Here is a 12,916-nt window from a genome sequence, read left to right on the forward strand (position 1 = left end):
AATTAACGGTAAACAGGGAACGCCATGGCAAGACGAATTTTAGTCGTTGAAGATGAAGCACCTATCCGTGAAATGGTCTGTTTTGTACTGGAACAGAATGGCTATCAGCCTATTGAGGCTGATGATTATGATGCGGCCATTGCCCGGCTGGTGGAGCCTTTCCCTGATCTTGTCCTGCTGGACTGGATGATCCCGGGCGGTTCCGGTATTCAGGTTATCAAACATATGAAACGGGACAGTCAGCTGCGGGAAATACCGGTGATGATGCTGACGGCGCGCGGTGAAGAGGAAGACCGGGTCAAAGGTCTGGAAACCGGTGCAGATGACTATCTGACCAAACCCTTCTCACCGAAAGAGCTGGTAGCCCGTGTTAAAGCGATTCTGCGGCGCATCTCCCCGATGGCGGCGGATGATCTTATCGCCATGAACGGCCTGACTCTCGACCCGGCATCCCACCGCGTGACCAGTAATGAGAATCCGCTGGAAATGGGGCCGACCGAATTCAAACTGCTGCACTTTTTTATGACCCACCCGGAGCGGGTTTACAGTCGTGAACAGCTGCTCAACTATGTCTGGGGCGAAAACGTCTATGTTGAAGATCGCACGGTGGATGTGCATATCCGCCGCCTGCGCAAAGCGCTGGAAGCGGACGGACATGATAAAATGATACAGACAGTCCGGGGAACGGGTTACCGCTTCTCTGTCCGTTACTGATAATAATGTTAAACCGCAAGAGGATCGCGCGTGCTTGAGCGTCTTTCGTGGAAAAAAATTGTACTGGAATTACTGGTTTTCTGCCTGCCGGCACTCTTTTTGTCGCTTTTTTTCGGCTATACCGGCTGGTTTCTTGCCGGTGCCCTGTTTGCCGCTGCCGTCTGGCACAGCTATAACTTACTGAAACTATCCGACTGGCTGTGGCTGGACCGCAGTATGCTGCCGCCGCCCGGCCGCAGCAGCTGGGAGCCGATTTTTTACGGTATTTACCAGCTTCAGCAGCGTAACCGTAAGCGCCGCCGCGAACTCGCCACTCTGATCAAACGCTTTCGCAGCGGGGCGGAATCCCTGCCGGATGCGGTGGTGATGATGACAGAAGACGGCAATATTTTCTGGTGTAACAAGCATGCCCAGCACCTTCTCGGTTTCCGCTGGCCGGATGATAACGGGCAGCACATCTTTAACCTTCTGCGTTACCCGGATTTCAGCCGCTATCTGACCCAGGGCGATTATACCCTGCCGCTGACGCTGGAACTGAATAACGGCAGCATGATGGAATTGCGCATCATGCCGTATTCAGAAGGGCAGTTACTGATGGTCGCCCGTGATGTGACGGAAAAACGCCGTCTCGAAAACTCGCGGCGTGATTTCTTTGCCAACGTCAGTCATGAACTGCGCACGCCGCTGACCGTTTTGCAGGGCTATCTGGAAATGCTCGCGGATCAGGATTTTGATAATCCGATGAATAAAAAAGCGATTCTGACCATGCAGGAGCAGACCCGCCGTATGGACGGCATGGTTAAACAGCTTTTACAACTGTCAAAAATTGAAGTGGCGGTGAAAAGCGGGCTGGATCAGGTCGTGGATGTACCGGGGATGCTGATAATGCTTCAGCAGGAAGCCGTGACGCTCAGCCGCGGTAAACAGGAGATCCGCTTTACAGTGGATGACAAACTGAAGATTTTCGGGGATGAGGAAGAACTGCGCAGCGCCATGTCGAACCTGGTGTATAACGCGGTGAATCACACGCCGGAAAACACACGGATTGAGGTCAGCTGGATGCTGCGGAACGGCAACGCGGTGTTCAGTGTGAAAGATAACGGCCCGGGTATTCCGGCGGAACATCTGTCCCGTCTGACCGAGCGTTTTTACCGCGTGGATAAATCCCGTTCGCGGCAGACCGGCGGCTCTGGTCTGGGGCTGGCGATAGTAAAACACGCTTTACAGCATCACCACACCCATCTGGATATTACCAGCAAACCCGGGCAGGGAACGGAGTTCAGTTTTACCATTCCTGCGCGGCTTATCTCCAAACCTTCCCATTAAAGCGGCTTTTGCCGCTTTAATATTGCTGACAAAGCAGGATAAAACGTGGTTTTTCCTGCTTTGTGTTATCAGCCGAAAATCAATAAATTGATTTTCCTGGTTTATTTTTACAACCTCTGTCGGACGTCTCCAATCCCTGCGGGTTTGTCAACGACCAGAAAGCGGCGTTTGCCGCTTTCTTCTTTTAAATTGCTGCTAATTTCAGCAGATTTAAAATGTCTGATTAAAATATAAACAAATCATATAGTGTTTATTGAAGCTTACATAACAGCAATCGCTGCTTTGGAAATATACTTCGGTATATAGTTCTGGTTTTTGCTTTGACTATTGCCTTTCTGCACTATAAAAGTTTTACTTGTAGTGAGTTATTGGCAATTATCACTGTTTTTTAAATATAATCACTATAGTTATTAACTTAATATGAATAACGTAGTGCTAACAGATTGTTAAAACAGCAGGAGATGCCGCCGATGACAGATCAGGGAGTTGGATTTTTATTTCCGATATTTTTATTGAATATTTCACATTAAATTAACAGTAACAGACAAAAATAATATGGCGCATCGTTTAACTTCACGAGATATTTTAGCCTTAGGTTTCATGACCTTCGCGCTGTTTGTCGGGGCGGGAAATATTATATTTCCGCCAATGGTCGGCCTTCAGGCCGGCGAAATGGTCTGGACGGCGGCTGCCGGGTTCCTGATCACCGGCGTTGGTTTACCGGTTCTGACCGTGATCGCACTGGCAAAAGTCGGCGGCGGTATTGAGGCACTCAGTACACCAGTCGGTAAATATGCCGGGTTGCTGCTGGCCGTTGTGGCCTATCTGTCCGTCGGGCCGCTGTTTGCCACGCCGCGTACAGCCACCGTTTCCTATAAAATCGGGATTGCACCGCTGGTGGGCGGGGAATCTGATATTTCTCTGCTGATTTACAGTGTGATCTACTTTGCCTGTGTGATCGGCATTTCCCTGTATCCGGGTAAATTGCTGGACAGCGTCGGTCATGTACTGGCACCGGTTAAAATGCTGGCTCTGGCTATCCTCGGGGTAGCTGCGGTAATGTGGCCGGCCGGTGATGCTATTATGGCAACGCCGGAGTATAAAGAAATGGCATTCTCCAACGGGTTTATTAATGGTTATCTGACCATGGATACCCTTGGTGCGATGGTCTTCGGGATTGTTATTGTTAATGCCGCCCGTTCGCGCGGAGTGGAAAACTCTTCACTGCTGACCCGCTATACCATGTGGGCCGGGCTGATTGCCGGTGTGCTGCTGACACTGGTCTATCTGGCACTGTTCAAATTAGGGGAAAACAGCGGGTCGATTATCCCGAACCCTGCCGATGGCGCGGAAATTCTGCATGAGTATGTCCAGTATACCTTCGGTAACTACGGCAGTTTCTTCCTTGCAGTGCTGATTTTTGTTGCCTGTATGGTGACGGCGATCGGCCTGACCTGTGCCTGTGCGGAATTCTTCAGCCGTTATCTGCCGATCTCTTACCGTAAACTGGTGTGGATCCTCGGTGCGTTCTCCATGGTGATTTCCAACCTGGGGCTGAGCAAACTGATCGCGTTCTCCATTCCGGTACTGGTATCCATTTATCCGCCGTGTATTGTGCTGATCCTGCTGAGTTTCACACTGCGTTTCTGGAAAAAACCGGGACGGGTGGTTGCGCCGGCAATGCTGGTCAGCCTGATCCTCGGGACGATGGGGGCGCTGAAAGCCACTAAAATGTTCGGCCCTTATATGCCGTCATGGATTGAGTCACTGCCGTTCTTTAAATATGACCTGGCATGGCTTGCGCCGTCACTGGCAGTGCTGGTGGTTTCCATTGTGGTTGATCGCCTGATGGGCGCTGAGCAGGAAGTGAATCACAAACACGCCTGATAGTCCGGATTATAAAAATACCCTGTCATGTGCGGGGTATTTTTTTGCCCGTGATTCAGGTACAAAAAAACCAGCCCGCAGGCTGGTTTTTGTATCTATTAACTGCCGGAACTTACAGTTTGCCGGAGTTCTTTTTCAGGAAGTCAGCAACGCCTTTCGGAGATGCATTCATGCCTTCCTGACCTTTTTCCCACTGTGCAGGGCACACATCGCCGTGCTCTTCGTGGAATTGCAGTGCGTCAACCATACGCAGCATTTCGTCTACGTTACGGCCCAGCGGCAGATCGTTGACGACCTGATGACGGACAACACCGTTTTTGTCCACCAGGAAAGAACCGCGCAGAGCAACACCAGCTTCCGGAAACTCAACACCGTAAGCTCGCATGATGTCATGTTTGATATCCGCAATCATCGGATACTGAACCTGACCGATACCGCCATCGTCGATAGCAGTGTTACGCCATGCGTTATGAACAAACTCAGAGTCCATAGACACACCAATCACTTCCACACCGCGTTTTTTGAATTCTTCATAGCGGTGATCGAATGCGATCAGCTCAGAAGGGCAGACGAAAGTGAAGTCCATCGGCCAGAAGAAGATAACAGCCGGACGGCCGTTCAGGTGTTTTTTCAGATTGAAGTTATCAACAATTTCACCGTTACCCATAACGGCTGCAGCTGTAAAATCGGGGGCTTGACGGGTTACCAGAACCATAATTTACTCCTGTAAGATTATATAGAGTATGGCAATAAACAACAGACAGAATAAAGAATCCGGGGATGGTATTAAAGCTCATAATACCGATTAATATAATAGGTTTTACCTATCAATAGTTCATTATTCTATCTGCTACCCGAATAAGATAGAGTTATTTGAGTAAAGTTCAAGTGTTAATTGTGTGAATGAACGTAAAAACCGTTACTGACCTGTAAACGGCTTTGTCACACTGTCCATCATCTGCGGATAGAAACGGAAGAAGATACTTTCAAGAAACTGATAATTATCGGTAAAATCCTGATTTGTCTCCCGGAGCGCGGCAAGTTTCGGACGCCGTTTTGCCATCCCTGCCAGCACCTGTCCGATATAGGGTATCTCCTGATAACGGATTAACCAGCGCTGCGGCCACATGAATTCATTCAGCTCCTGAAATTTCACCGGTGTAAATGCCAGCTGCGGTTCAATCACTGTGCGGACGTGCTGTGTGAACTCGGTCAGTGAAGTTCTCGGTTCAAACTGAGACCAGTGCAGGGAAAGAAAATGATCCCAGACCACATCCAGCGTGATCGGCGCGTAGCGGCGGTATTCCGGGCGGAACAGCTGACGGGCTTCCCGTACCAGCGGGTGTGAGTCGGTCAGGGTATCAATACGCCGGTGCAGCCGGATCCCCGCCGCAACCGGTGCGCTGTACTGTTCTTCCGGTGCACCGCGGACAAAATCGGCCATCAGATTGCCGAGAAAACTGCTGTTTGCCAGTGAGGCAAGGTGGAGATGTGCGAGAAAATTCATAATACCGCAGCCTTTTATTCCGCCGTTGGCGGGTTATTTCTTGCGCCCTGCTTACCGGGGCACTAGACTATTGCGCCTGTTTTTCTTTTTGAGATGAAACCGAGAATCTCATGCGTGTTGCCGATTTTACTTTTGAACTGCCGGACGAACTGATTGCCCGCTACCCGCAGGCGGAGCGGAGCAAGTGCCGTCTGTTATCGCTTGATGGTATCAGTGGTGAACTGAACCACGGTATCTTCACCGATGTGCTGAATAAACTCAATCCCGGTGATCTGCTGGTATTTAATGATACCCGTGTGATCCCCGCCAGAATGTTCGGCCGCAAAGCCTCCGGCGGAAAGATTGAAGTGCTGGTGGAACGGATGCTGGATGAGCATCGTGTGCTGGCACATGTCCGCGCATCCAAAGCACCGAAAGAGGGTGCAGAGTTGCTGCTGGGCGAAGATGAGAGCGTGAAAGCCACGATGGTGGCGCGTCACGATGCACTGTTTGAAATCTGTTTTGATGATGATCGCGATGTGCTGACCATTCTCAATCAGATTGGTCATATGCCTCTGCCGCCTTATATTGACCGCCCTGATGAAGAGTCGGATCGCGAGTTATACCAGACCGTGTATAATGACCGCCCGGGCGCGGTGGCCGCACCGACCGCCGGGCTGCATTTTGATGAGCCGCTGCTGGCGGCACTGCGCGAAAAAGGCGTGGAAATGGCCTTTGTTACCCTGCATGTCGGGGCGGGAACGTTCCAGCCGGTGCGTGTGGATAATATCGAAGATCACATCATGCACTCCGAATATGCCGAAGTGCCGCAGAATGTGGTTGATGCCGTGCTGGCGTGTAAAGCGCGGGGTAATAAAGTGGTTGCGGTCGGCACAACATCTGTGCGTTCCCTCGAAAGTGCAGCGAAAGCGGCACAGGATGCACTGATTGCGCCGTTCTTTGATGATACCCAAATCTTTATTTATCCGGGATATGAGTACCAGGTGGTGGATGCGCTGATCACCAATTTCCATCTGCCGGAGTCCACGCTGATTATGCTGGTTTCCGCGTTTGCCGGTTATCAGCACACTATGCAGGCGTATGAAGCGGCGGTGCGTGAACGTTACCGTTTCTTCAGCTACGGGGATGCGATGTTTATTACCCGCAACCCGCAGGCAAAATTTGAAAAAGTCGGTCACGACGACTGATATACTACAGATTATTGATCCGGCAGATTTCAGCGACTGCTGACTGACTGCCGCTAATTACACATCATCAGACTGTTTTTCTGATGCCGGAGGTTTTGTGAAATATGAACTGCAAACGACAGACGGCCGTGCGCGCCGTGGTCGCTTAATTTTTGATCGTGGCGTTGTTGAAACCCCTGCATTTATGCCGGTGGGGACTTATGGCACAGTGAAAGGGATGACACCGGAAGAAGTGAAAGAGACCGGTGCGCAAATCTTATTAGGCAACACGTTCCATCTGTGGCTGCGTCCCGGTCAGGAAATTATGAAACTGCACGGCGATCTGCATGATTTTATGCAGTGGAAAGGCCCGATTCTGACTGACTCCGGCGGTTTCCAGGTGTTCAGCCTGGGTGCGATGCGCAAAATCAAAGAAGAGGGTGTCCATTTCCGTAACCCGATCAACGGGGAAAAAATTTTCTTAAGTCCTGAAAAATCGATGGAAATCCAGTACGATCTCGGGTCTGATATCGTGATGATTTTTGACGAGTGTACGCCGTACCCGGCGGACCGGGATTATGCGAAAAAATCCATGGAAATGTCTCTGCGCTGGGCTAAACGCAGCCGCGATCGTTTCGATGAGCTGGGTAACCCGAATGCGCTGTTCGGTATCATCCAGGGCAGTGTTTACGAAGATTTACGCGATGTGTCTGTGAAAGGACTGGTGGAAATCGGATTTGATGGGTACGCTGTGGGCGGTCTGGCTGTCGGCGAGCCGAAAGAAGATATGCACCGGATTCTGGAGCATGTCTGTCCGCAGATCCCGGAAGATAAACCGCGCTATTTAATGGGCGTGGGTAAACCGGAAGATCTGGTGGAAGGTGTGCGCCGCGGTATTGATATGTTCGACTGCGTGATGCCGACCCGTAATGCCCGTAACGGTCATCTGTTTGTGACGGACGGCGTGGTAAAAATCCGTAATGCGAAGTATAAATCAGATACATCGCCGCTGGATGCGGAATGTGACTGCTATACCTGCCGCAATTATACGCGCGCTTATCTGCATCATTTGGATCGCTGTAATGAAATCCTTGGCGCGCGCTTAAATACCATTCATAATCTGCGCTACTATCAGCGTCTGATGGCGGGTATCCGGCAGGCAATTGAAGAAGGCCGTCTGGAAGCATTTGCCGCTGAATTTTATCAGCGGATCGGGAAACCCGTTCCGCCGTTAAGTGAGTGATTTCCCCGAAACGGGATCACCCGGTGGTGTATAACATAGGCGATACACCACCGGCAGGTTTATCTGCCTGATAATTATGTGAATAACAAGAGGATAGTTTGATGAGTTTTTTCATTTCTGACGCAGTAGCATCAACCGGTGCGGCCGCTTCTCAGGGCAGCCCGATGTCTCTGATTGTTATGCTGGTCGTTTTCGTGCTGATTTTCTACTTCATGATCCTGCGCCCGCAACAGAAACGTGCTAAATCACACAAGCAATTAATGGACTCCATTACCAAAGGTGATGAAGTGTTAACTACCGGTGGTCTGATCGGTCGTGTGGCTAAAGTGTCTGACACCGGCTACATCGTTCTGGAACTGAACGAAACAACTGAAGTAACCATCAAACGTGATTTCGTCGCAGCAGTTTTACCGAAAGGTACACTGAAGGCGCTGTAATCTTCCTGTAGTATGATTTTCCCGAAGGGACTGCCGTGTTAAATCGTTATCCTTTGTGGAAGTATCTGATGCTGATCGCTGCGATCCTCATCGGTTTGCTTTATGCACTTCCAAACCTGTATGGTGAGGATCCGGCTGTTCAAATCACTGGCGCGCGGGGAACCGCCGCCAATGAACAGACCCTGGATCAGGTCCGAACCATTTTAGAAAAAGATCAGATCGCGAGTAAGTCGATCGCACTGGAAAATGGTGTGATACTTGCCCGTTTCTCAAATCCGGATATCCAGTTACGTGCCCGTGAAGAGCTGGTGAAAGGCCTGGGTGAGCAATATGTTGTTGCCCTGAACCTTGCGCCTGCGACACCGAAATGGCTGACCGCCGTGGGTGGCGAGCCGATGAAACTGGGTCTCGATCTGCGTGGTGGTGTGCACTTCCTGATGGAAGTGGATATGGAAACCGCGCTGGGTAAACTGCAGGAGCAGAACCTCGACGGTATTCGCTCGCTGCTGCGTGAGAACAGCATTCCGTTCGCGTCTGTCCGCAAATCAGCGGATTACGGCGTGGAAGTCCGCTTCCGTGATGATGCATCACGTTCCGAAGCCAGCTCACTGTTATCAAAACGCCTGCGCGATTTAGTCTTCAAAGATGGTACAGATAACACGCTGACCGCCGTGATGAGCGACCAGCGCTTAAGTGAAGCGCGCAGTTATGCTGTCATGCAGAACATCACTATCCTGCGTAACCGTGTTAACCAGCTGGGTGTTGCCGAGCCGCTGGTACAGCGCCAGGGTGCGGACCGCATCGTGGTGGAATTACCGGGTATTCAGGACACCGCCCGGGCGAAAGAAATCCTCGGGGCAACTGCCACCCTGGAATTCCGTCTGGTCAACAGTACTGTTGACCCTGCCGCTATCGAAGCAGGCCGTATTCCGGGTGACACCGAAGTGAAATACACCCGTGACGGACGAAAAGTCGCCCTGTACAAGCGTGTGATTCTGACCGGTGACCACATTACTGACTCCACTTCACAGAGTGATGAGTACGGTCAGCCGCAGGTCAGCATTTCGCTGGACAGCGCCGGTGGTAACACCATGTCCGATTTCACCAAGGATAATCTGTATAAGCCGATGGCGACCCTGTTTGTCGAATATAAAGACAGCGGGCGTAAAGATGCCGCAGGCCGCTCAATCCTTGAGAAAAACGAAGAAGTTATCAACATTGCCAATATCCAGTCCCGTTTAGGGTCGAACTTCCGTATCACCGGGATTGATAATGCCAATGAAGCGCGTCAGTTATCTCTGCTGCTGCGTGCCGGTGCCCTGATTGCACCAATCCAGATTGTGGAAGAGCGCACCATCGGGCCGACTCTGGGTCTGCAGAATATCGAGCAGGGCCTGGAAGCGTGCCTGTGGGGGCTGATGGCCTCAATTCTCTTCATGGTGATCTACTACCGTAAATTCGGTCTGATCGCGAGCAGCGCGTTACTGGCGAACCTTATCCTGATTGTCGGGGTGATGTCGCTGTTACCGGGTGCTACGCTGACCATGCCGGGGATTGCGGGGATCGTGCTGACCCTTGCGGTTGCGGTTGATGCGAACGTTCTGATCAACGAACGTATCAAAGAAGAACTGCGCAACGGCCGCTCTGTTCAGCAGGCAATCCATGAGGGCTACAAAGGAGCCTTCTCAAGTATTATCGACGCAAACTTAACTACACTGATTACCGCTGTCATTCTGTACGCGGTCGGTACCGGTTCAATTAAAGGGTTTGCGATTACGACAGCCATTGGTGTGGCAACCTCCATGTTTACAGCGATTATCGGTACACGTGCCATCGTGAACCTGCTGTATGGCGGTAAACGTATTAATAAGCTGTCTATTTAAGGAGCACGTTGTGGCACAGGATTATACTGTTGAACAATTAAACCACGGCCGCAGAGTCTATGACTTTATGCGCTGGGACAACGTGGCATTTACCATCTCGGCACTGCTGCTGATTGCCTCCGTGGCAATCATCGGTATGAAAGGGTTTAACTGGGGTCTGGACTTCACCGGCGGGACCGTCATTGAAGTTAACTTCAGCCAGCCGGCTGATCTGGATAAGATCCGTGATACTGTTTCGCAGGCCGGGTTTAAAGATCCGCTGATCCAGAACTTCGGCAGCAGCCGTGACATCATGGTGCGTCTGCCGCCGGCAGAAGGTGTTGCCGGTCAGGAACTGGGTAAAACCGTTATCAATGTGATCAACAAAAATATTGATGAAAGTGCGGTGGTCAAACGTATCGAGTTCGTCGGACCGAGTGTGGGTGCGGAACTGGCTCAGACCGGGGCAATGGCGCTGATCGCGGCATTAATCTGTATCCTGATCTATGTGGCGATGCGGTTTGAATGGCGTCTGGCGTTAGGTGCGGTTATCGCGCTGGCGCATGACGTTATCATCACCCTAGGTGTACTGTCGCTGTTCCATATTGAGATTGACCTGACCATTGTGGCATCCCTGATGTCGGTGATCGGTTACTCACTGAACGACAGCATCGTGGTATCTGACCGTATCCGTGAGAACTTCCGCAAAATCCGCCGTGGTACCTCGTATGAGATCATGAACGTTTCCCTGACTCAGACGTTAAGCCGTACCATTATGACATCGGCAACCACTCTGTTAGTGGTTCTGATGCTCTATATCTTCGGTGGTGCAATGCTGAAAGGCTTCTCGCTGGTCATGCTGATTGGTGTGTCTATCGGTACCATTTCCTCAATCTACGTGGCGTCCGCGCTGGCCCTGAAACTGGGTATGAAGCGTGAGCACCTGATTGTGCAGAAAGTGGAAAAAGAAGGCGCGGATCAGGAATCTATCCTGCCGTAATTTCTGCCGTGAAAAAACAGAAAACACCCTGTATGTGCGAGCATGCAGGGTGTTTTTTATGTGTAAACAGGGTAAACTACCGCAACAGTTCATTGACCCGCAGGATAATTTATGCATTGCCCGTTTTGCTCCGCCGTTGATACCAAAGTCATCGACTCACGCCTGGTGGGTGATGGTTCTCAGGTCCGCCGCCGCCGCCAGTGCCTGGAATGCCACGAACGTTTTACCACGTTTGAGGTCGCCGAGCTGGTGATGCCGCGTGTGGTCAAAAGTGATGACAGCCGCGAACCGTTTGATGAAGAAAAGCTGCGCCGCGGTATGCAGAAGGCGCTGGAAAAGCGCCCCGTCAGCTCTGACGATATCGAAACCTCTCTCAGTCACATCAAATCGCAGTTACGGGCTACCGGCGAGCGGGAAGTCTCTGCTAAGTTTGTCGGCGAACTGGTGATGAGTGAGCTGAAAAAGCTGGATAAAGTCGCGTATATCCGCTTTGCCTCGGTTTACCGCAGCTTTGAGGATATCCGTGAATTCGGCGAGGAAATTGCCCGCCTGCAGGACTGAACATGATGCATTCTGATGAATTTTATATGGCCCGCGCCCTTGAACTGGCGGCGCTGGGTCGTTTTACCACTGCACCGAACCCGAATGTCGGTTGTGTGATTGTCCGTGACGGTGAAATCGTCGGTGAAGGTTACCATCAGCGTGCCGGTGAACCGCATGCGGAAGTGCATGCACTGCGTATGGCCGGTGATAAAGCCCGTGGCGCCACCGCGTATGTCACACTGGAGCCGTGCAGTCATCACGGCCGCACACCACCGTGTGCTGAAGCGCTGATAAATGCCGGCGTCAGCCGGGTGGTGGCTGCCATGCAGGATCCGAATCCGCAGGTGGCCGGACGCGGACTGTTTAAACTGCGCGAAGCCGGTATTGAAGTCAGCCACGGCGTACTGATGCAGGAAGCGGAAGCACTGAATAAAGGCTTCTTTAAGCGGATGCGTACCGGTTTCCCGTATATTCAGCTGAAAATGGCAGCCTCGATCGACGGCAAAACCGCATTAGCCAACGGCGAAAGCCAGTGGATCACCTCAAAATCCGCGCGGCAGGATGTCCAGCAGTTCCGCGCACAGGCCGGGGCGATTTTATCCACCAGTGCCACGGTTCTGGCAGATGATCCCGGTCTGACTGTCCGTCATGCGGATTTACCGGCATCGCTGCAGCAGAGCTACCCGGAGGCGGATATCCGTCAGCCGGTGCGGATTATCACAGACAGCCGTCAGCGGGTGACCGCTCAACACCGCGTCACACAATTGCCGGGCAGTTGCTGGCTGGCGCGGACCGCTTCTCAGCCGGATAACTGGCTGGGCGATGTTGAGGAAATGATCCTGCCGGAGAACGGCAGTGGTGTGGATCTGGTTCTGCTGATGATGCAGCTCGGCAAACGCAATATTAACCATATCTGGACAGAGTGCGGCTCACATATGGCGGGTGCACTGCTGAAAGCCGGACTGGCGGATGAAATTGTGCTTTATCTGGCACCGAAGATTCTGGGCAGTGATGCACAGGATCTCTTTACACTGCCGCCGCTTGCCCATCTGCGTGATGCGCCTCAGCTGCGGATAGACGACTGCACGATGGTCGGGCCGGATCTCCGCCTGCGGCTGATCCCGGTTTATTAACCTCTGAATTTACGCCGGAATTTAATTTTTATTCCGGAGTTTGAAAAACACAGGCGCGGTGACGGAAAGAATGTGATAAAATCCGCGCCCCGCAGTAT

At 51.7% G+C, this 12,916-nt stretch carries 12 protein-coding genes; 10 read left to right on the forward strand and 2 right to left on the reverse strand.

Annotated features, from left to right (window positions below):
- The first annotated feature begins 24 nt into the window (after positions 1 to 24).
- The 3 genes from phoB (at position 25) to brnQ (ending at position 3,927) form a co-directional block, all read left to right on the forward strand.
- A complete protein-coding gene (gene phoB, locus AB7038_RS05490; RefSeq protein ID WP_004236414.1) occupies positions 25 to 714 on the forward strand; it encodes a phosphate regulon transcriptional regulator PhoB in 690 nt (229 codons plus the stop codon).
- 30 nt (positions 715 to 744) lie between these two features.
- Entirely contained in the window at positions 745 to 2,040 is a 1,296-nt protein-coding gene (gene phoR, locus AB7038_RS05495; RefSeq protein WP_369452901.1) for a phosphate regulon sensor histidine kinase PhoR, read from the forward strand.
- Between the two features lie 555 nt (positions 2,041 to 2,595).
- Positions 2,596 to 3,927 carry a branched-chain amino acid transport system II carrier protein gene (brnQ, locus tag AB7038_RS05500; RefSeq protein ID WP_368889375.1) on the forward strand — a complete coding sequence of 444 codons (1,332 nt, stop codon included), beginning with the start codon at positions 2,596 to 2,598 and terminating at the stop codon, positions 3,925 to 3,927.
- A gap of 112 nt (positions 3,928 to 4,039) precedes the next feature.
- Here brnQ and AB7038_RS05505 read toward each other — a convergent pair whose 3' ends face one another.
- Positions 4,040 to 4,642, reverse strand: coding sequence for a peroxiredoxin C (locus tag AB7038_RS05505; RefSeq protein WP_072869437.1), 603 nt, complete (start codon positions 4,640 to 4,642; stop codon positions 4,040 to 4,042).
- A gap of 204 nt (positions 4,643 to 4,846) precedes the next feature.
- Positions 4,847 to 5,434 (reverse strand): ACP phosphodiesterase, encoded by a 588-nt coding sequence (locus AB7038_RS05510; RefSeq protein WP_368889374.1) that lies wholly within the window; start codon positions 5,432 to 5,434, stop codon positions 4,847 to 4,849.
- A 110-nt stretch (positions 5,435 to 5,544) separates the two neighbouring features.
- Here AB7038_RS05510 and queA point away from each other — a divergent pair, with 110 nt between their 5' ends.
- From queA to ribD, 7 genes are all read left to right on the forward strand, one after another.
- Positions 5,545 to 6,621, forward strand: coding sequence for a tRNA preQ1(34) S-adenosylmethionine ribosyltransferase-isomerase QueA (gene queA, locus AB7038_RS05515; RefSeq protein ID WP_369452902.1), 1,077 nt, complete (start codon positions 5,545 to 5,547; stop codon positions 6,619 to 6,621).
- Positions 6,622 to 6,718: 97 nt separating this feature from the next.
- On the forward strand, positions 6,719 to 7,843 hold the full coding sequence (gene tgt, locus AB7038_RS05520) for a tRNA guanosine(34) transglycosylase Tgt (protein ID WP_368889372.1): 1,125 nt from the start codon (positions 6,719 to 6,721) through the stop codon (positions 7,841 to 7,843).
- 101 nt (positions 7,844 to 7,944) lie between these two features.
- Positions 7,945 to 8,280, forward strand: a complete 336-nt coding sequence (yajC, locus tag AB7038_RS05525; RefSeq protein WP_004236424.1) for a preprotein translocase subunit YajC — start codon at positions 7,945 to 7,947, stop codon at positions 8,278 to 8,280.
- A 35-nt stretch (positions 8,281 to 8,315) separates the two neighbouring features.
- Positions 8,316 to 10,163, forward strand: coding sequence for a protein translocase subunit SecD (gene secD / locus AB7038_RS05530; RefSeq protein WP_368889371.1), 1,848 nt, complete (start codon positions 8,316 to 8,318; stop codon positions 10,161 to 10,163).
- A 10-nt stretch (positions 10,164 to 10,173) separates the two neighbouring features.
- Complete coding sequence (secF, locus tag AB7038_RS05535; RefSeq protein WP_368889370.1) at positions 10,174 to 11,142, forward strand: protein translocase subunit SecF; 969 nt, start codon at positions 10,174 to 10,176, stop codon at positions 11,140 to 11,142.
- A 111-nt stretch (positions 11,143 to 11,253) separates the two neighbouring features.
- Positions 11,254 to 11,703: a transcriptional regulator NrdR gene (gene nrdR, locus AB7038_RS05540; protein WP_004236428.1), complete on the forward strand. Its 450-nt coding sequence runs from the start codon at positions 11,254 to 11,256 to the stop codon at positions 11,701 to 11,703.
- Positions 11,704 to 11,708: 5 nt separating this feature from the next.
- Positions 11,709 to 12,818 carry a bifunctional diaminohydroxyphosphoribosylaminopyrimidine deaminase/5-amino-6-(5-phosphoribosylamino)uracil reductase RibD gene (ribD, locus tag AB7038_RS05545; protein ID WP_368889461.1) on the forward strand — a complete coding sequence of 370 codons (1,110 nt, stop codon included), beginning with the start codon at positions 11,709 to 11,711 and terminating at the stop codon, positions 12,816 to 12,818.
- Positions 12,819 to 12,916 lie beyond the last annotated feature (98 nt).

Origin of the sequence: Morganella morganii, assembly GCF_041099235.1 — a bacterium.
GTDB lineage: Bacteria > Pseudomonadota > Gammaproteobacteria > Enterobacterales > Enterobacteriaceae > Morganella > Morganella morganii_E.